The organism is Agrobacterium sp. 22-223-1 (assembly GCF_053522385.1).
The window spans coordinates 949,598-968,988 of record NZ_JBNWCN010000001.1; the positions used below are offsets into that span (position 1 = coordinate 949,598).

Consider the following 19,391-nt stretch of genomic DNA (forward strand, 5'->3'; position numbering starts at 1 on the left):
ATGAGGGGGGAACCTCTCGGTAAATCTCTGGCCTTGCCCCCTCATCCCGCTGCCGCGACCTTCTCCCCGGCGGGGAGAAGAAACAAGCGGCGCCCGCCTGATCCATAGGCGATTGTTCCGCCTTGAAGCGCGATGGTGCTTCAAGGCCAGGTCTTCGGAGGAAACCTCATGGAAAACAAGGTTCAGGAAATGTCTGTCGCATCTGTTTCCGGTTGTGCGGAAAAGGGCGAGGGCGCTATTGTCCCGCACATGAAGATTCTTGTCATTGAAGACGACCTCGAGGCTGCGGCCTATATGACCAAGGCGTTCCGCGAAGCCGGGATCGTCGCCGACCATGCGAGCGACGGTGAGAGCGGCCTGTTCATGGGCTGCGAGAACGCTTACGACGTGATGGTGATAGACCGCATGTTGCCGCGCCGTGACGGGCTTTCCGTCATCAGCGAGCTGCGCCGTCGCGGCATCGAGACGCCGGTTCTGATCCTCTCCGCGCTGGGGCAGGTGGATGACCGCGTCACCGGCCTGCGCGCCGGCGGCGACGATTATCTGCCGAAGCCCTATGCCTTTTCCGAACTGCTCGCCCGTATCGAGGTGCTGGGCCGCCGCAAGGGCAAACCCGAGCAGGACATGATCTACCGGGTCGGCGATCTCGAACTCGACCGGCTGTCCCACGATGTTCGCCGCAACGGCAAGGAAATCCTGCTGCAGCCGCGCGAATTCCGCCTGCTCGAATATCTGATGAAGAATGCCGGTCAGGTCGTGACCCGCACCATGCTTCTCGAAAACGTCTGGGACTATCATTTCGACCCGCAGACCAATGTCATCGACGTGCATGTGTCCCGCCTGCGCTCGAAGATCGAGAAGGACTTCGAAAAGCCGCTGCTGAAGACCATTCGTGGCGCTGGCTACATGATGAAGGACGAGGGCTGATTGGCGAAAATGGCCCGCCTCAGAATAGTCTTCCGGTCGACAGCGGTGCGCCTTTCGGCGCTCTATATTCTGCTGTTTGCGCTCTGCGCCGCCTTTCTGGTCTTCTATGTCACTGCCCTTTCCGAACGGCTGCTGAACCAGCAGACGCGCGATGCCGTCTTGCAGGAAGTCTCGGATGTACAGCGCATCTATAATCGCGGCGGCATCAATCCGCTGCTGCGAATGATGGAACGCCGCGCCCGCCAGCCGGGGGCGAGCCTTTACGTCATCGCCGGGCCGAATGGCGAAATCCTTGCCGGCAACGTCGCTTCGGTGCAGCCGGGCGTTTTCGACAAGGAAGGCTGGACCGGTTTTCCTTTCCGTTACGAGCGTTACTCCGAAAGCGGCGACAGCGTGCAGCATCTGGCCACCGCCAATGTCTTCATGCTGGACAATGGCCTGCGCATCCTGATCGGCCGCGACCTCGGCGAACCCACCAAGTTTCGGGCGCTGGTGCGCAACGCGCTGATGGTGGCGCTCGCCATCATGGGCGGCGGCGCGCTGCTCATCTGGTTCGGCATCGGCCGCAACGCGCTGAAACGCATCGACCGCATGTCGGCGGCGACCAAGAAGATCATGGCGGGCGACCTTTCGCAGCGCCTGCCGCAGGGCCGCTCCGGCGATGAATTCGACCGCCTGTCCGGCTCGCTCAACGCCATGCTCGGCCGCATCGAAAAGCTGAATGAAGGCCTGCGGCAGGTCTCCGACAATATCGCCCATGATCTGAAGACGCCGCTGACGCGACTGCGCAACAAGGCGGCCGCAGCGCTTGACGACAATGACGAGACGAAACGGCGCGCTGCCCTTGAAGGCATCATCGCCGAATCCGACCAGCTTATCCGCACCTTCAACGCGCTGCTGATGATTTCCCGCGTCGAGGCAGGTTCAATTGCAGCAGAAATGACCGATGTGGACGTCTCGGCGATTGCAGCCGACAGCGCCGAACTCTACGAGCCGGTGGCCGAGGATGCCGGGCTTGTGCTGGAGGCCGAAATAGAGGCTGACCTGTCGGTAAAGGGCAACCGCGAGCTGATCGGCCAGGCGCTCTCCAACCTCATCGACAACGCCATGAAATATGCCTGCGAGGGCGAAGGCGACAAAAAGCTCGTTGTGCGTCTGGCAAGGGAGCCGGAGGCCATTGTGCTCTCCGTCGCCGATCACGGCCCCGGCATTCCCGCTGACAAACGCGGCGAGGTGCTGAAACGCTTCGTCAGGCTGGATGAAAGCCGCTCGAAACCCGGAACCGGGCTCGGCCTGTCGCTGGTGGAGGCCGTGATGGAGCTGCATGGCGGATCGCTGATGCTGTCGGACACGGATGCCACGAATACCGCCTGCCCGGGGCTGACCGTTTCGATGGTGTTTCCCGTCTCGAAGGCTTAGGCATCGCGGCTGACGATGCCGCTCACCAGGATTTGTGCGCAAAGTCTTCGCCATCCGGAAAATGACTGTTTTTCAAGATTGTATTGCAAGATGATCTGAAGAATAGTCCGATTGATTGACGGCAATGGCTCTATTCGGAAATCGCGTGCGATGGACGAAAGGATGTGTGACGGGTGGCAGCTACGGTTCCCTTGACCGACGACGGGCACGGCCCGATCATTTTGTTCGATGCGGAATGTGTGCTGTGCTCCGTGAATGCGCAATTCGTGCTGCGGCATGACAGGGCCGGATATTTCCGCCTGGCATCCATGCAGGGCGATATCGGCGCGGAAATTTACCGACGTTGCGGCATGGACCCGAAAGATCCGGTCAGCATGCTGGTCGTGGAGGGCGGCAGGGTGCGGCAGGACAGCGATGCCGTGCTGAGCATATATGAAGCGTTGGGCCTGCCCTGGCGGCTGGTCACCATATTACGCATCGTTCCCGCATTCCTGCGCGATCCCGTCTATCGCTTTGTCGCCCGCAATCGCTACCGCTGGTTCGGAAAACGCGAAGAATGCTGGGTAGCACCGCCGGAGTACCGGGACAGAATACTCTAAGCATGGCGGCCCCGGTGAAACGCCTTGCGGCGCTTCACCGGGTGAGGAGGCGTGAGGGCAGGGACGCCCTTTCCTCATTGGGGACGTGGCCGAGCGCGCATCCGTGGCCGCGCGGTTCTCCTGCTCGCGGTTCAGAACGTGTAAGCGACGCCCACCATCGCAAACGGCTGAATATCCTTCTTCGACAGGGGGCTGTCTTTGGCATCGCCCAGCAGGAAGCCGACGCCGCCCGCGCCGGTGATCGACCAGTTCTCGGTGAGGAGGTAAGTGACGGAGGCGCTGGCGTCGATGCGCTTGAAGCCTGATTTCGCGTCGAAGCGGCGCAGGCCGGAGCGGGCGGACTGGGCCGAGGTGACGCCGAAATAGGATTTCATGTGCTTGTCGTCCGCCCAGGTGGCGGAGAGGTCGGCGCCCAGGATGAACTGGTCGACCTTGTGCGAGACGCTGGCGCCGATGGTCGCGGTCAGGCCTTCGCTGCCGTCGATGGTCTTGTCCACCTTGGCGTAGATTTCGAAGGGGTCCACGCCATAGGCGATGACGCCGCCGACCACGCCGGCCGCCTTGATATCGCCCATTCCGCGCAGGTTTTTCCTGTCGTCCTTTTCCTTGCGCCCGGCCTCCCAGCCGCCCTTCACACCCAGCCTGAAACCGTTGTGGTTCAGCAGGTTGACGGTGACGCCGCTGAAATCGATGCTCAGCGTATCTCCATATTCGATGGAAACCAGTGGCACGGCGCCTGCTTCCAGCTTGTCCGAACCCTCATATTTCGGGGCGTAGGCAGCACCGACACCGAGCGTGATCTTCCAGTCGCTGGAACTGCTGTAGCGGGCATTGTCGAAATTGCCCTGCGGATCGGCCACCCGGTCCGATTTGCCGATATCGGCGGCAAAAACGGGGGTGCAGACGGCCTGCGCCATGGGCAGCGTCGTCAGGCAAAGGGCCATCGCGCGCAGGTTCTTTTGCAATTTCGCTGTAAAAATCTGTTTCATGATCATATCCGTTGCAACACCGAGCGTTGGAAAACCGGGGAGTCGGGTTTCGTTGAGGTTGACGCTACGCGGGCACAATTGCGGAGACATTACGGGGTACGGCGCTTTGGAAAACATCGCCACCGGCGGTTTTATGATCGCAAAGCGGCCTGCATTTGTTACAACGCCAGATGTGCGCGCCGGGAGGATTCCGAGAGGTGCGGCGGGAGGGACGTTTCGGGTGTGGCGCATCCAGTCCTGAAAGCCGTATGTCAGGAAGCGGCGAGAGGATAGTCGGAAGAGGGAGAGACACAGTGACGAAACGGGAAACCGCTGAAAGGCGGCTGAGCGAGGTTCTGCCGGGCGTCATCCGCCCCTATACGCAGACGGAACTGAAATCCGTTCTTTCGACGCTGAAGGATATCGGCAAAAGCGAGCCGGCGGTGGCCGCGCTGCTTGCCGGGGAAAGCCCGCTGAAGGAATTTATCGCCGCGGCTTTCACGCTGTCCCCCTATCTGCGTGACATGGCGTCTGCGGATGAGGGGCTTTTGTCGCTGGCGATGTCGAAACCGCTCGAGCCGCTGCTGGCGGGTCTTGTCCATGAGGCGCGCGATTGCTGGAAGCCGGGCGAAGAAGGCGGGGTGCCGAGCGAAAACGAGGTGATGTCGCGGCTGAGGGTAGCCAAGCGGCGGCTCTCTTTCATCGCGGCACTTGCCGATCTCGCGCGCATCTTCACCGCGCACGATACGACACGCTGGCTGAGCGACATGGCGGATGCATCGCTTTCCGCCGCCATCGATCACCTGCTGCTCGCCGCCCATGAGAGCGGCAAGCTGAAGCTCAAGAATGTCGCAGCCCCGAGCGACGGGTCGGGCCTCATCGTGCTCGGCATGGGCAAGCTCGGCGCGCGCGAACTGAACTATTCTTCCGATATCGACGCCGTGGTGTTCTTCGAACCCTCAGCCGGCATCATGGACGATCCCTATGATGCGACGGAGAATTTCGGCCGGATGATGCGCCGTCTCGTGCGCATCATGCAGGAGCGCACGGCCGATGGTTACGTCTTCCGCACCGATCTTAGGCTGCGGCCCGATCCCGGCTCGACGCCGCTCGCCATCCCCGTGGAGGCGGCGCTGCTTTATTATGAGGGCAGGGGCCAGAACTGGGAACGTGCCGCCTATATCAAGGCGCGGCCGGTGGCGGGTGACATCAAGGCGGGTGAGAATTTCCTGCGCGAGCTGACGCCCTTCATCTTCCGCAAATATCTCGATTATGCGGCGATTGCCGATATTCACTCCATCAAGCGGCAGATCCACGCCCATAAGGGCCATGGCGCGATTGCGGTGAAGGGCCACAATGTCAAGCTCGGGCGCGGCGGCATCCGCGAGATCGAGTTCTTCGCCCAGACCCAGCAGTTGATCGCCGGCGGCCGCATGCCGGCGCTTCGGGTTCGCGCAACGCAGGAGGCGCTTGCGGCGCTGACCGAGGCGAAATGGATCGACGCCGAAACGCGTGACAGCCTGACGGAGGCCTATTGGTTCCTGCGCGAAGTGGAGCACCGCATCCAGATGGTGCGCGACGAGCAGACCCATGTGCTGCCCGACACCGAAGCCGAACTGAAGCGCATTGCCTTCATGCTCGGCTTCGAGGACACCAAGGCCTTTTCGGAAAAGCTGGAACAGGTGCTGCGGCTGGTGGAACGGCGTTATTCGGCGCTGTTCGAGCAGGAGGTGAAGCTGTCAGGCGAGGCCGGCAATCTGGTCTTCACCGGCCAGAAGGACGATCCCGATACGTTAAAGACGCTCTCCGCCCTCGGCTTCGAACGGCCGGAGGATATTTCCCGCGTCATCCGCACCTGGCACAATGGCCGTTACCGGGCGACGCAATCGGTTGAGGCGCGCGAACGGCTGACGGAGCTGACGCCGGACCTGCTGCGCGCCTTCGGTGAAAGCAAACGGGCCGATGAGGCGCTGCTGCGTTTCGATAATTTCCTCTCCGGTCTGCCGGCCGGCATCCAGCTCTTTTCGCTGCTCGGAAACAATCCGGCGCTGCTCGACCTGCTGGTGACGATCATGTCGTCCGCACCGCGCCTTGCCGAAATCATCGCCGCCCGCCCGCATGTCTTCGACGGCATGCTGGACCCGGCATTGATGAGCGACGTGCCGACGCGCGACTATCTCGCCCACCGCATGGGAAGCTTTCTCTCCAATGCCCGCCACTACGAGGATATTCTCGACCGGCTGCGTATCTTTGCTGCCGAACAGCGGTTCCTCATCGGCGTTCGGCTGCTGACCGGTGCGATCCGCGGCGAGGTCGCTGCCCGCGCCTTCACCCATCTTGCCGATCTGGTGATCGAGGCGGCGCTGAATGCGGTTCTGGCGGAGATGGAGGCGGCACATGGGCCCTATCCCGGCGGGCGCGTGGCTGTCATGGGCATGGGCAAGCTCGGCTCCTTCGAGCTGACGGCCGGTTCGGATGTCGATCTCATCCTGCTTTACGATTATGACGATGCCGCCCATGAATCGACCGGCGCAAAGCCGCTCGATGTCGTGCGTTACTTCACCCGCGTCACGCAAAGGCTGATTGCGGCGCTTTCCGCACCGACGGCAGAGGGCGTGCTTTACGAGGTGGACATGCGGCTACGCCCCTCCGGCAACAAGGGGCCGGTGGCGACCCGCATTTCCGCCTTCGAGAAATACCAGCGCGAGGAAGCCTGGACCTGGGAGCACATGGCACTGTCCCGCGCTCGCCTGATCTGCGGCGATGCTTCGCTGATGGAGGACGCGCGCCGCATCATCGCTTCCATCCTGTCGCAAAAGCGCGATGTGGCCAAGGTCTCGGCCGATGTGCTGGAGATGCGCAGCCTGATCGAGCAGGAAAAGCCGCCGGAAAACAACTGGGATTTCAAGCTCATCAATGGCGGGCTGATCGACCTCGAATTCATCGCTCAATATCTGGCGCTGGTGGGACCGGTAAAGGGGCTTGCCGCGCATGAACCGGGGCGCAACACGGCCGAGGCGCTGCAGGCGCTCGCCGCCCCTGTCATGGAGCCGCAGGCCTTTGATGACTGCATGGCGGCGATGGCGCTCTACACCGAAATCTCGCAAATCGTGCGGCTATGCATCGATGGCGCCTTCAACCCGAAGGAAGCGCCGGCGGGCCTCACCGATCTCGTTTGCCGGGCGGGTGATTGCCCTGACATTCCCACATTGGAGGGTGAGGTGAAGCGGCTGGCGAAGGCGGTGCGGAAGGCGTTTGTGGGGACGGTGAAGAATGGTGGTTGATGTGGGTGGGTGAGGCTTCACCCCCTTCTGCCCTGCCGGGCATCTCCCCCTCAAGGGGGGAGATCGGTATGCGGCAACAGCGCGATCATCTCAAATGTTGCGAATTTGGCGAGGAGCATCCGTCTAGCTGATCTCCCCTTTTGAGGGGGAGATGCCCGGCAGGGCAGAGGGGGTATCGCGCACTCGACCTTTACGTATTGCAGGACAGTCAGCGCCCCCGACGCCACCTCAATGCACCGTCCCGCAGCACCCCGCCGAATGTGGAATGATGATCGTCACCACGGTGCCACGGCCCTCACATGAGCGGATTTTCATCGTCCCGCCATGCAGCTTCACCAGCGAGCGGGAAATGGCGAGCCCGAGGCCGGAGCCGCCCTGGCTCTTGGCATATTGGCTTTGCACCTGTTCGAAAGGCTGGCCGATCTTGTTGAGAGCCTGGGCGGGAATGCCGATGCCGGTGTCTGCGATGGTGAGGATCATCGCGGCCTGATGCACATGGGTGCGCAGTGCGATGCGGCCGCCGTCGCCGGTGAATTTCACGGCGTTGGAGAGCAGGTTGAGCATGATCTGCTTCATGGCGCGGCGGTCGCCCTGCATGGTCAGCCCGGCGCAAACCTTCTGCTGCACGGTGATGTTCTTCTGTTCGGCCTGAATGGCGGTCAGCCGCAGGGTTTCCTCGATCAGCGGCGCGAGATCGATCGTCTCACGGTTGATGCGCATATGGCCCGCCTCGATCTTCGACATATCGAGAATATCGTTGATGACGTTGAGCAGGTGTTTGCCGCTATCGTGAATATCGCGGGCATATTCGGAATATTTCGGCGAGCCGACCGGTCCGAACATCTCATTTTGCAGGATGTCGGAAAAGCCGAGGATGGCGTTGAGCGGCGTGCGCAGCTCATGGCTCATATTGGCGAGGAATTCGGATTTCGCCCGGTTGGCAGCCTGCGCGCGCTCTTTTTCGGCGAGGTAATTGGCGTTGGCGTCGGAAAGTTCGGTCTTCTGCCGCTCCAGCTTGTGCTGCGAGGCGGAGAGGTCGCCGATGGTGGCCATCAGCCGGCGCTCGGAATCGCGCAGCCGCTCCTGATGGCGCTTCAGAAGAGTGATATCGGTGCCGACCGCGACGAGGCCGCCATCGCGGGTGCGGCGCTCGTTGATCTGCAGCCAGCGGTCATCGGCAAGCTGCACTTCCGTGGTGCGCGACAGGCCGGACTGGTCAGGATCGGCAACGCGACGTTCAACGACGGGGCGGGCGGCTGCGGCATGGACGGTGCTTTTTTCCGTGCCTGCCACCAGCACGCTGTCCGGCAGGCCATAGGCCTTCTGGTAATGGGTGTTGCACATCACCAGACGGTCGTTCTTGTCCCACAGCACGAAGGCTTCCGAGGTGGATTCGATGGCGTCGGCAAGGCGCTGGTCGGCCTCGGCGTAGCGTTGCGCAAGGCGGTGCTGTTCGGTCACATCCATGGCGATGCCGATGACGCGCGGGCCGTTATTGGTGCGGATGACCTGGGCGCGGGCGCGCAGCCAGACATAATGGCCCTTGGCATGGCGCATGCGGAAGATCTGATCGATCTGGCGCAGGTTGCCGCAGCCGACGGCGCGGGCAAGCTCATAGAGATTGCCGTCTTCGGAATGCATCATGCGGGCGGCGTCGGAGAAGGAGAGTGGTGCGGCCTTCGGCGGCAGCCCGAGAATTTCGTAGAGCGAACCGGACCAGAACATGCGCCGGGTGGAAAGATCGAAATCCCACAACCCGCAACGGCCGCGAGACAGCGCGGTTTCGACCCGCAGGTTGGATTCGGCGAAAATGTCGTCGGCGTCGCGGGCGCGCTTCACCTGCATGTAATAGGCATAGAGCACGACGAGCAGGATCGAGGAGATGCCGGCGAACAGCGTCACGTTCATGGCGATTTCGCTGCGCCAGAAAGAACGGATCGGCTGCAGCGAGCGGGCTGCGATCACCATCGCGCCATCGTCGCCGAAGGGGATCATCGTCGCATAGTGCTGCTGGCCGTCAATATTGGTCTCGATGGTGCCGGGTGCGCCGGGGAAACGCTGCACGATGGCGATTTCCGGAAGCAAAGCCGGCAGCGACGTGCCGATATAAAGCATCGCTTCCTTGCCGGCGCCGGCGAAAATGCGGCCATTGCTGCCCGAAAGAAGCACCATCGTACCGTCGGCAAGGCTGCCGGACGGCAGTGCCGCGACGAGGTTGGCTTCGGCGCGGGCGCGATCCTGCGTGGTGAAGACCGTATCGTTGTTGAGAAGGGCTGCTTTGGCCGTCAGCGCCGTCAGCGCCGTGGAATGGCGGGCGGCTTCTTCCATGCGGCTATATTCGGCGACGATGCCCAGCATGCGCGAGGCCGCGACGACAACGAGAAAGGCGAGGATGAGAATGGGAATGAGACGTTTCAGCAGGGTCTCGACCTGCGGCATCGGGCGGTCGGAGCCATTCATCAAACCCATCAGGTCGCTGGAAAGCCTTTCGCCCCAGGCCGCAAGATCAGAAAATTTGGCATACGGCCGCTCATCGCCCGCAGTCGCCCGCCGCACGTTCGTCATTGTCCCGCCTTCAAGATGTCCCCAGTGATTCGAAGCGCCGCCGCTCGAATATGACTAGTGAATCAAATGCGATTCGCCGTGTCCAGAGGCAAAAGTTAAAAGAATTTTAACCCCTTGAACCGACTCCGTATTTTTTCGGGGCGGTACAGGATGCAAGGACTTCTGGTGTCGTTACACCCACATTTCCTCATTCCTGTGCTTGTCACAGGAATCCAGCCGACACGCGTCTGCGTGGCGAAAAGAGTCCTTTCAGCCCAAGGACTTGGGCTGGCTAGATTCCTGTGACAAGCACAGGAATGAGGGTTGCGGGCACGCCGGCAGTCCGTTTCGAACTGCCGGAAAAGCGAGGGAAATCAGCCCTTCAGGATGCGCCCGACGATATCGCTTACATCCGTCGACAGCCCCTTGGCGTCGGCGATGGTCGAAAGCGCCGCCTTGGCGTGTTCGGCACGGCTTGCCTCCAGCGACCGCCAGGAGCGCATGGAAGTGAGAATGCGGGCGGCAAGCTGCGGATTGCGCTTGTCGATGGCGATGATCTGCTCGGCCAGGAACCGGTAGGCGGCGCCATCGGCACGGTGGAAGCCGGTGGGGTTGGCGAAGGCAAGCGTGCCGACGAGCGAGCGTACCCGGTTCGGGTTGGTGGCGATGAAATGTTTGGATTTCATCAGCGCCTTGATCCGGTCGAGCGCACCGTCGCCCGGAATGGCGGCCTGCAGCGAGAACCACTTGTCGAGTACCAGCGCATTGTCGGCAAAGCGTGTTTCGAAGGCGGCAAGCGCTTCCTTTGTTTCCGTGCTTTCCGGGAAACGCTGGGTCAGGACGCTGAGCGCATGCGCAAGATCGGTCATGTTGGTGGCGTCGGCAAAAGCCTTTGCCGCGCGGGCCGGCGTTTCCTCGGCAAAGGCGAGGAAGGTCAGCGCACCGTTGCGCAGCGAACGGCGTCCCGCACTTGCCGCATCCGGGCTATAGGCCTCGCCGTCAGCCGTGCTGTCGGCAAGCCGCCGCAGCGTTTCGAGCCCGGCCGTCGCAATGGCCTTGATGGTGGCGTTGCGCGCCTTGTGGATGGCGTCCGGATCGTTGTCGCCGCCCATTTCGCGGGCGATATCCGTCTCGCTCGGCAAGGCCAGCACCTGCGCCCTGAAGGCGGGCTCAAGGGCGTCGTTGCCGATGATTTCGATAAGCGTTGCGGTCAGTTCCGCATCCGTTTGAACGTCCTTGCCATTCTGCACGGCCCTGGTGGCGGCAATCAGCGCCGGCAGGGCAAGATCGGTCAGCGCCTGGAAGCGCGCGAACATATCCGTCTCATGCCGGGCGATCTGCACCAGATCGGCCGCATTCTGCTCGAAATCCAGATTGATCGGCGCCGAGAAGCTGCGGTTGATCGACAGCACCGGCCGCGAGGAAATGCCGGAGAAGGAGAAAGTCTGGTTGCGTTCGGTCAGGTGCAGCACGCCATCGCGATAGTCGCCGCCTTCGACAGCCTGAGGCTCGGCGATCTGGCCGTTATCGAGGATCAGCGCCAGCGACAGGGGAATGTGACGCGGCTGTTTCATCGGCTGGCCGGGCGTCGGCGCGGTCGTCTGTTCCAGAGTGAGTTTGAATGTGGACTTGCCCGCATCATAAGCCGAGGAGACGGAGACGAGCGGCGTGCCCGCTTCGGTGTACCACAGCGAAAACTGCGAAAGGTCACGGCCGCTGGCGTCCGCGAAGCTCTTGACGAAATCCTCGACGGTTGCGGCTTCGCCGTCATGGCGCTCGAAATAGAGGTCCATGCCCTTTTTGAAGTCGTCCGCGCCGAGGATCGTGGCGATCATGCGGGTGACTTCGGCGCCCTTTTCATAAACGGTCGTTGTGTAGAAATTGTTGATTTCGCGATAGGTATCGGGGCGCGGCGGATGCGCCAGCGGGCCGGAATCCTCGGGAAACTGCTCCGATTTCAGGTGACGCACATCGGCGATGCGCTTGACCGGGCGTGAGCGCATGTCGGCGGAAAATTCCTGATCGCGATAGACCGTCAGGCCTTCCTTCAGGCAGAGCTGGAACCAGTCGCGGCAGGTGATGCGGTTGCCGGTCCAGTTGTGGAAATATTCATGCGCGATGATGCGCTCGATATTGGCGTAGTCAGCGTCGGAGGCGGTTTCCGGGTCGGCCAGCACGAATTTGTCGTTGAAGACGTTGAGACCCTTGTTCTCCATCGCGCCCATGTTGAAGTCCGACACGGCGACGATCATGAAAATATCGAGGTCGTATTCGCGGCCGAAGCGCTCTTCGTCCCACTTCATCGAACGCTTCAGCGCGTCCATGGCATAAGCCGCACGCGGCTCCTTGCCGTGCTCGACGTAAATCTTCAGCGCCACGTCCCGGCCGGACATGGTGGTGAAGGTATCTTCCACCACGCCGAGATCGCCGGCGACAAGCGCGAAGAGATAGCTGGGTTTGGGGTGCGGATCGAACCATGCCGCAAAGTGACGGCCTTCATCGTAATTGCCGCCGCCGAGGAAATTGCCGTTCGACAGCAGCAGCGGATTGCCTTCCTTTGCCGCGATGATTGTCACCGTATAGGGCGCCAGAACATCAGGCCGGTCGGGGAAATAGGTGATACGGCGGAAACCTTCCGCCTCGCATTGGGTGCAATAGACGCCATTGGTGCGATAAAGCCCCATAAGCTGCGTATTGACCTGCGGATTGATGTAATTGGTGACGCAGATTTCGAAGGGCGCCTCCGCCGGCAGGTCGCGGATGGTCAGGCTCTCCGGCGTCGCCTCATATTGACCGGCGGGAAGTTCCACCTGATCGAGCAGCAGGCTGGAAAGCTTCAGCTCGTCGCCATCGAGAACCAGCGGCGCCTGCCGCTCAGCGCCTTCGCGCCGGTGAAAGATCAGACGGGCTTCGACCTTGGTATTCTTGGGGTCGAGTTCGAAGGTGAGATCCACCCGCTCCAGAACGAAATCGGTGGGGCGGTAATCTGCCAGGTGAACGATCTGGCCCGTGTCTGTTCGCATGACTGTCCCTGAATAACTTTGCGTGGTCTTCCCGGCATCATGTCGTCATAAGGCCCGGATGTAAAATGGGTAGAATATTCGTCACGTTCATGTGCGCGTCGGAGGACGTTCTGTCCCGCCATGGAAGGCTTTGCCGGCCATGCAGACAATCCTCCCGCCGCCGGACCTGTGGACCATGGCAGCAAATGTTGAACGATTGCTGAAATTATATTTTATTTTCTTCAAATTTTAGCGCGCGTCGCTTTTGGTTTGCATCATTTCCGCAGCCGCCAAAACAATCCCTCCCCAAATCAACGGAATTCACGGGTAAATCACATTTTTTGTTGTAAAGCGCCGGGGGAATGCTCTAGCCTTGCGCAAATCCAATTCCCCTGCGTCGTCCTCCCCGCATGAAAAATCTCCCGATGGCGTGTTTGCGCAGCCGATATGAGTAGTTGCCAATGAACGCCGAACCGATGAATCCCTTTCGCGGGATTAGCCTGAAGCTGATTTCGGTCGGCTTTTTTCTTGTCATGCAGACCTGTATCAAGGCCGCAGGCGATGTGCCTGCCGGCCAGATCACCTTCTTCCGCTCCGCTTTCGCCATTCTCCCGATTGTCGTCTATCTGGCGTGGCTGCACGCGCTGACCAGCGCGCTGCACACCAATAATCTTTTCGGCCATTTCAAGCGCGGGTTTCTGGGCATCCTGTCCATGGCCTGCGGCTTTTACGGGCTGACCATGCTGCCGCTGCCGGAATTCATCGCCATCGGTTATGCCTCGCCGCTTCTCGCCGTCGTTTTTGCCGCCGTCATCCTGCATGAAAAGGTGCGCATCTATCGCTGGAGCGCGGTCTTCGTCGGCATGACGGGCGTGCTGGTGATTCTCTGGCCGAAGATGACGCTTCTGCGGGAAGGCGGTTTTGCCGCAGGCGAAGGGCTGGGGGCCATTGCCGTATTGTGCGGTGCGGCGCTCGGCGGTCTGGCGATGATCCAGGTGCGGCAACTGGTGGAAACGGAAAAGACGCCGACCATCGTGCTCTATTTTTCGCTCACCGCCACCCTTCTGTCGCTCGTCAGCTTGCCCTTCGGCTGGAGCGCGCTGAGCATGACGCAGGCCATGCTGCTGATCACCAGCGGCATCTGCGGCGGGGTTGCGCAAATCTTCCTGACGGAGAGTTATCGGCATGCCGAAGTCTCGGTCATCGCGCCCTTCGAATACAGCTCCATCATCTTCGGCATTGCGGTCTCCTACATTCTGTTCGGAGATATTCCCACGGTGACGATGCTGATCGGCACGGCCATCGTTATCCTCGCCGGCATCTTCATCATCTTTCGCGAGCATCAGCTGGGCCTGGCAAGACGGGCGGCCCGCAAGGCCTCGACGCCGCAGGGGTGAGGGATGTTGCTACTCCCGCGGTATGCTTGCGTCGTATCCCCGAAGTTAATGGCGAAGGGCAGATATTTTCCCGGCGTCATCCTTGGGCTTGTCCCAAGGATCTAAACACGCCACCAAAATCGATCCGTTGCAGATCCTCGGGACAAGCCCGAGGATGACGTCGGAGTGTTTGGCGCGGTCCATCGTTATGCGGCCCGCTCTCGGAAATATCCACAAAAGCAAAAGGCGCCTTCCCGAAGAAAGACGCCAGCGCGCAATCATATCTGTGGACCAGCGCTAGACTGGCCTGAGTGCTTCTCAGCGCTCGCGGAAATCCGCGAAGACTGCCGAGGGGCGCGTCACGCGGACCTGCTGCATGGCAGCGCGTGCGGTCATCTGTTCGTTTGCGGCAGCGCCGAAACGATGGTAGCCCTGACTGGAGCGAGGGCCGAGGCCCGCCAGGCGGAGCGTTTCAAAGCCGGAATGTACCGGACGGAAGCGAGTGGTCATTGCCTTGGTTCCTTAAACCTATTCCTCCCAAGACATGAGGCCTATATCGCAGCGCAGCATGGATTCGGCAAGCTGAGCAAATGCGCCGCTGTTATGCGCATTGTGCATGGCTTTTTTCATAATTCATTTACATTGAGCAAGAATAAGGCAATCAGCCTTCGGCAATCTTTGCCTGAAAAGCCAATAAATCCTGCCATGCCAATGACTTGCTGGCCGGCGCATTCAAAAGTTCCTGCGGATGCAGGCTGGCCAAAGCCGGCAAAATCAGGTGTCCGGCTGCGACATCACGCCACTGTCCGCGCAGCGTATGGATGGTGCCGGTGCCGCCAAAGAAGAAACGTGCGGTAAAGTTGCCGAGAAGCAACAGGTGTTTCGGCTCCGCAAGGGCGATCTGACGCTCGATGAAGGGCCGGCAGATATCCATTTCGGCCTGAGTCGGCGGGCGGTTGCCCGGCGGCCGCCAGGGCACGACATTGCCGAGCATGATGGCCCCGCGTTCAAGGCCGATGGCTGCCAGCATGCGGTCGAGCAACAGCCCGGTCTTGCCGGCGAAGGGCAGGCCTTCGCGGTCGTCATCGGCATCCGGCATCGGGCCGATGACCATGATGGCGGAGGCGGGGTCGCCTTCGGTAAAAATCGTATTGCGCGCGCTGTTCTTGAGGTTGCAGCCGCTGAAACCGTCGAGCGCGGTTTTCAACTCGGCAAGCGACCGCGCGCTTTCGGCTGCAAAACGCGCCGCCGCCACGGCCTGCTCGTCCGGCATGGCGACATTCTGCTGAATGGCGGGGGCTGCCGGTGCGCCGCGCGCCGGGGCGCTGCGCGTCGCCGCCTGCCGCTGAGGCGCATCGGCACGGCGGTCCGCCGGCCTTTCCATCTGGCGTGAAGCTGCTGCGGCCTCCTGCGCAGGCGCGGATCGGGCCGGGCGGGCGGCGGCAAATTCGGCGAAACGATCGACCGGCTGGTCTTCCAGCAGCCAGTCCACGCCCGCATCCGCATGGAAATGCAGGAGGGCGGCGAGTTCGGCCGGGGAGAGGTCGTGAGCGGCGATCATGGGCGGAAATTACCCCATGTTCCCCGCACGGGGAACCCGCAAATCACACTGTCCAGCGCTGAATATCGCCGCTTTCGCCGATCATGGCCAGACCATGGGCAATCGAGAGCAACTCGCCGCCGCTTTCGATCCGGTCGGCGTCGAAACGGCGGGTGAAAAGCTCCCGAACCGCCGGCACGAAGGAGGTGCCGCCGGTCAGGAACACCTTGTCGATGGCAGCGGGCGCGACTTTCGTTTTTTCCAGAACCTCGTCGAGCGCTTCTTCTATCTTGGCGAGGTCTTCGGCGATCCAGTTGTTGAAATCGCTGCGCTTCACCATCTTGCGGCCGGCCTTGCCCAACGGCGCGAAGTTGAATTCCGCTTCTTCCGCCGAAGAGAGCGCCATCTTGGTGGCGGAAATCGCCTGATAGAGCGGATAACCCTCGTCATGTTCGACCAGATCGATGAAGAGTTCGAGCTTTTCCGGCTCCAGCGCCGAGCGCACCAGCGATTTGAGGTCGGTGAATTCCTTCGAGGTCTTGAAGATCGACAGCTGGTTCCAGCGGCCGAAATTCACGTAATAGCCGGAGGGCACGTCCAGCACCTTGTCGAAGCTCTTGAACTTGCTGCCCTTGCCGATCTCAGGCGAGACCAGATTGTCGATCATGCGGAAGTCGAAATGATCGCCCGCCACGCCGACGCCGGAATGACCGATGGGGGTGGCGGAAAGCTTGCCGGCATGGGTTTCGAAGCGGATCAGCGAATAGTCCGTCGTGCCGCCGCCGAAATCCGCCACCAGCACATTGGCGTCCTTCTTCAGGCTCTGGGCGAAATAATAGGCGGCCGCCACCGGCTCGTAAACATAGTGGATTTCCGGGAATCCCGCGCGGGTGAGCGCCTCGTTGTAACGGGCGAGTGCCAGTGTTTCATCCGGATTGCTGCCGGCGAAACGCACCGGCCGGCCGGCGATGACGGTGGAGACGTCCCCCGGCCATTCCTCGCCCGCATAGGTCTTCAGCTTGCGCAGGAACACATCCATCAGATCCTCGAAGCTCTGGCGCTTGGCGAAGATCAGCGTGCCCTGAAACAGCGGCGATGCTGCGAATGTTTTGATCGACTGCAGGAAACGGCAGTCGCCGGCATTGTCGATGAATTGCCGGATGGCGGCATGGCCGGCTTCCACATGCAGGGCGGCCGCACCAAGGCCGGCATCCTTCATGAAGGAGAGCGCCGTACGCATGCTGTCATCCGTGCCCGCGCTGCTGGTGAAGCGCATGGAACGGCTGGCGCCGCCCGTGTCGGAAAGAGCCATGACCGTGTTGGTCGTGCCGAAATCGAGGCCGAGAGCCCGCTTTTGCGTCATCGCCATATCCTTGTTGCCGATAGAAACACCCGCCCGGCCTGAAAGGCGGCCCGGCGTGAAAATAAGGGATGCCTTTGGCACCCCGATGTCAGAGGAGGGCGGTTGATTGCACAGGCCCGATGGAATGGCAAGCTTTTCCCCCGCCGTTTTTCGCAGATTGACGGCAGCGTCTGCCGGGGAGGGAAGATGGTAAACGATCCGCCTCCGCACTCGTGAAAGAACGCGGCAGTTTTTTGACAATGTTCTTAGGGGTTTGCGGCTATGCTGGTACGAAGCCGCTGCCATGGAACAGCGCAATGGCAGCCGGCGTGCATGCATTGTTTTTTGTACTGGCGGAGCCAGACGATAAGGGTTTAATTCAAGGCTCCCTTCGGTTTTGCCTGTCGCTTTGTCATCTGGAAAATTCAATGTCCCGCAAGACGACCAGTTCCAACTTCGACAATGTATCGCCGGATCACCCCGGCCTCGTTCGGGGCGATGCCGGCGTTTTCAACCGTCAGCTCATGAACCTTCTTGAGGCATCGCAGCAGGGCTATGCGCTGTTCGATGGCGAGGACAGGCTGTGTTTTGCGAATGCGGCCTTCCGCAAGGCGCTGGATGTCGCGCCGGATGAATTCCCAAACTGGGTCGAGTTGATGCGCAGCGGCTACGGCAACTCCACCGGCACCGCAATCGAGACTTCCGACTTCGAGGTCTGGTTGCGCTCCGCCAGGACGAGACGCGGCAAGCTGCCTTTCCGCACCATCGAGACCAGCCTCAATGACGGGCGCTGGGTATTGACGACGGAAACGACTTTGCCGGGCGGCTGGATGTTGTGCGTCATCACCGATATTTCCGAACTCGGTATAGAGCTTCGCGACCTCAGGCAGGAGCGCGACAGGGCGCTCAAATCCGCCCTCTGCGACGAGTTGACGGGGCTCGGCAATCGCCGTTACCTGATGGACAATCTGGGTCACAGCCTCGGCCCCCACAAGGCGCAGGCGCTGGCGCTGGTGCTGCTCGATATCGATCATTTCAAGAGTATCAACGATCGCTTTGGCCATGCATCGGGCGACAGGGTGCTGAAACATTTCGCCGAAAAACTATGCGCCGCCGCCGGTCGCGACGATCTCATCGGGCGTATCGGCGGCGAGGAGTTTCTGCTGGGGCTGAGCGGCGCGCGGATGCACAACGCCGAAAGCGTCGTCGAAGCCCTGTTTGCGTCGCTGCGGGAAGCCTCGCCGCTCGAACAGGTCCCGGATTTCCGTTACACCTGTTCGGCGGGCATTGCCTTCGTGCGCCCGGGCGATTGCGCCGCGGAAGCGCTGCGTCGGGCGGATACGGCGCTTTATCGGGCCAAGAATACGGGGCGCAACCGCTTCGTCATCCACGATGCGCCCAGTTGATAAAGCGTCGTCGCGGCCTTAATTCGACTTCGCCGCGCCGCCATCCACCCGCAGCATCGTACCGGTGATGTAGCTTGCCGGCACCGAGCAGAGGAAAGCGCCGGCGGCGCCGAATTCCTCCACCGTGCCGAGGCGGCCGGCCGGAATGCTCTTGACGGAAGCCTCGCGAATTTCCTCGACGCTTTTGCCCAGACGCTTGGCGTTCGCGCCATCGAGCTCATCGATGCGGTCGGTATGGATGCGTCCGGGCAGCAGCAGGTTGGAGGTGACGCCGAAGGAGGCCACTTCGGAGGATAGCGTCTTGCTCCAGCCGACCAGTGCGCCGCGCAGCGTATTGGACAGCGCCAGATTGGCGATCGGCTCGAACACGCCGGAGGAAGCGACGGTCAGGATGCGGCCGAAACCCTGTTCCTTCATTTGCGGCAGCAGCGCATTGGTAAGCGTGATGACGCGCATCACCATCGACTGGAAGAAGGTATCCAGCTTGTCGGCCGTCATCTCCTGCGCAAGGCCCGGCGTCGGGCCGCCGGTATTGTTGACGAGAATATCGATGCCGCCGAGCTTTTCCCTGACGGCCTGAACCATGGCCTCGACGAAATTGTCCTCGGCCAGATCGCCCCAGACCCAGTCGGCCTTGCCCTTGCCGAGCGCATTGATCGCCTTGCAATTCGCCTCCAGCTTCTCACCGCTTCTGCCGACGAGAAGGACATGTGCGCCTTCCTTCGCCAGCGCGGTGGCAATGCCCAGCCCAAGGCCGCGAGAGGAGGCGAGAACGAGGGCGCGTTTGCCGGAAATGCCGAGATCCATGGGTTTTGTCCTGTCTTGTGAGTGCTCAATGTGCTGTTTATAGAGCATTTCCAGGAAAAGTGGACCCCGGTTTTCCGTCTGGAAATGCTACAAAACAAAGAGTTAGAGCGTTTTCTCGATTCGAGGAAAAGGGAAAGCGCTCCGCCAAGACGGCGTCCGGTTTTGAAGGTAAAATAC

13 protein-coding genes are annotated in these 19,391 nt (G+C 61.3%); 6 read left to right on the forward strand and 7 right to left on the reverse strand.

Features of this window, described 5'->3' with window-relative positions:
• Positions 1-168: 168 nt before the first annotated feature.
• The 3 genes from ACQZ60_RS04745 to ACQZ60_RS04755 all read left to right on the forward strand — a co-directional run bounded on the left by ACQZ60_RS04745 (position 169) and on the right by ACQZ60_RS04755 (position 2,945).
• Complete coding sequence (locus ACQZ60_RS04745) at positions 169-927, forward strand: response regulator transcription factor (RefSeq protein WP_031233368.1); 759 nt, start codon at positions 169-171, stop codon at positions 925-927.
• A gap of 9 nt (positions 928-936) precedes the next feature.
• Positions 937-2,346: a sensor histidine kinase gene (locus tag ACQZ60_RS04750; RefSeq protein ID WP_035263154.1), complete on the forward strand. Its 1,410-nt coding sequence runs from the start codon at positions 937-939 to the stop codon at positions 2,344-2,346.
• Positions 2,347-2,519: 173 nt separating this feature from the next.
• Positions 2,520-2,945 (forward strand): thiol-disulfide oxidoreductase DCC family protein, encoded by a 426-nt coding sequence (locus ACQZ60_RS04755; protein ID WP_031233369.1) that lies wholly within the window; start codon positions 2,520-2,522, stop codon positions 2,943-2,945.
• Positions 2,946-3,076: 131 nt separating this feature from the next.
• Here the strand turns inward: ACQZ60_RS04755 and ACQZ60_RS04760 are convergent, their stop codons facing one another.
• Positions 3,077-3,940, reverse strand: coding sequence for a MipA/OmpV family protein (locus tag ACQZ60_RS04760; RefSeq protein WP_031233370.1), 864 nt, complete (start codon positions 3,938-3,940; stop codon positions 3,077-3,079).
• 287 nt (positions 3,941-4,227) lie between these two features.
• Between ACQZ60_RS04760 and ACQZ60_RS04765 the strand changes: the two genes are divergently transcribed.
• Positions 4,228-7,197 carry a bifunctional [glutamine synthetase] adenylyltransferase/[glutamine synthetase]-adenylyl-L-tyrosine phosphorylase gene (locus ACQZ60_RS04765; RefSeq protein WP_020808647.1) on the forward strand — a complete coding sequence of 990 codons (2,970 nt, stop codon included), beginning with the start codon at positions 4,228-4,230 and terminating at the stop codon, positions 7,195-7,197.
• Between the two features lie 228 nt (positions 7,198-7,425).
• Here the strand turns inward: ACQZ60_RS04765 and ACQZ60_RS04770 are convergent, their stop codons facing one another.
• Entirely contained in the window at positions 7,426-9,762 is a 2,337-nt protein-coding gene (locus tag ACQZ60_RS04770) for a PAS domain-containing sensor histidine kinase (RefSeq protein WP_448734834.1), read from the reverse strand.
• 353 nt (positions 9,763-10,115) lie between these two features.
• Entirely contained in the window at positions 10,116-12,764 is a 2,649-nt protein-coding gene (gene pepN / locus ACQZ60_RS04775) for an aminopeptidase N (protein ID WP_448734835.1), read from the reverse strand.
• A gap of 440 nt (positions 12,765-13,204) precedes the next feature.
• On the opposite strand from pepN, the gene ACQZ60_RS04780 reads away from it, so the two are divergent.
• Positions 13,205-14,140: a DMT family transporter gene (locus tag ACQZ60_RS04780; RefSeq protein WP_448734836.1), complete on the forward strand. Its 936-nt coding sequence runs from the start codon at positions 13,205-13,207 to the stop codon at positions 14,138-14,140.
• A gap of 297 nt (positions 14,141-14,437) precedes the next feature.
• On the opposite strand, the gene ACQZ60_RS04785 is transcribed toward ACQZ60_RS04780, so the two are convergent.
• From ACQZ60_RS04785 to ACQZ60_RS04795, 3 genes are all read right to left on the reverse strand, one after another.
• Positions 14,438-14,629, reverse strand: a complete 192-nt coding sequence (locus ACQZ60_RS04785) for a hypothetical protein (RefSeq protein ID WP_003509784.1) — start codon at positions 14,627-14,629, stop codon at positions 14,438-14,440.
• A gap of 151 nt (positions 14,630-14,780) precedes the next feature.
• A complete protein-coding gene (locus tag ACQZ60_RS04790; protein ID WP_448734837.1) occupies positions 14,781-15,680 on the reverse strand; it encodes a uracil-DNA glycosylase in 900 nt (299 codons plus the stop codon).
• A gap of 43 nt (positions 15,681-15,723) precedes the next feature.
• Positions 15,724-17,022 carry an Hsp70 family protein gene (locus ACQZ60_RS04795; RefSeq protein ID WP_448734838.1) on the reverse strand — a complete coding sequence of 433 codons (1,299 nt, stop codon included), beginning with the start codon at positions 17,020-17,022 and terminating at the stop codon, positions 15,724-15,726.
• A gap of 407 nt (positions 17,023-17,429) precedes the next feature.
• Between ACQZ60_RS04795 and ACQZ60_RS04800 the strand changes: the two genes are divergently transcribed.
• Positions 17,430-18,407: a diguanylate cyclase domain-containing protein gene (locus tag ACQZ60_RS04800; RefSeq protein ID WP_448734839.1), complete on the forward strand. Its 978-nt coding sequence runs from the start codon at positions 17,430-17,432 to the stop codon at positions 18,405-18,407.
• An 18-nt stretch (positions 18,408-18,425) separates the two neighbouring features.
• Here ACQZ60_RS04800 and ACQZ60_RS04805 read toward each other — a convergent pair whose 3' ends face one another.
• A complete protein-coding gene (locus ACQZ60_RS04805) occupies positions 18,426-19,214 on the reverse strand; it encodes an SDR family oxidoreductase (RefSeq protein ID WP_448734840.1) in 789 nt (262 codons plus the stop codon).
• Positions 19,215-19,391 lie beyond the last annotated feature (177 nt).

Bases quoted from the DNA above. Each gene is read 5' to 3' on its own strand.
- ACQZ60_RS04790 (WP_448734837.1), bottom strand. From the start codon at position 15,680: ATGATCGCCGCTCACGACCTCTCCCCGGCCGAACTCGCCGCCCTCCTG.
- ACQZ60_RS04785 (WP_003509784.1), bottom strand. From the start codon at position 14,629: ATGACCACTCGCTTCCGTCCGGTACATTCCGGCTTTGAAACGCTCCGC.
- ACQZ60_RS04780 (WP_448734836.1), top strand. From the start codon at position 13,205: ATGAACGCCGAACCGATGAATCCCTTTCGCGGGATTAGCCTGAAGCTG.
- pepN (WP_448734835.1), bottom strand. From the start codon at position 12,764: ATGCGAACAGACACGGGCCAGATCGTTCACCTGGCAGATTACCGCCCC.
- ACQZ60_RS04795 (WP_448734838.1), bottom strand. From the start codon at position 17,022: ATGACGCAAAAGCGGGCTCTCGGCCTCGATTTCGGCACGACCAACACG.
- ACQZ60_RS04745 (WP_031233368.1), top strand. From the start codon at position 169: ATGGAAAACAAGGTTCAGGAAATGTCTGTCGCATCTGTTTCCGGTTGT.
- ACQZ60_RS04760 (WP_031233370.1), bottom strand. From the start codon at position 3,940: ATGATCATGAAACAGATTTTTACAGCGAAATTGCAAAAGAACCTGCGC.
- ACQZ60_RS04750 (WP_035263154.1), top strand. From the start codon at position 937: ATGGCCCGCCTCAGAATAGTCTTCCGGTCGACAGCGGTGCGCCTTTCG.
- ACQZ60_RS04805 (WP_448734840.1), bottom strand. From the start codon at position 19,214: ATGGATCTCGGCATTTCCGGCAAACGCGCCCTCGTTCTCGCCTCCTCT.
- ACQZ60_RS04770 (WP_448734834.1), bottom strand. From the start codon at position 9,762: ATGACGAACGTGCGGCGGGCGACTGCGGGCGATGAGCGGCCGTATGCC.
- ACQZ60_RS04800 (WP_448734839.1), top strand. From the start codon at position 17,430: ATGTCCCGCAAGACGACCAGTTCCAACTTCGACAATGTATCGCCGGAT.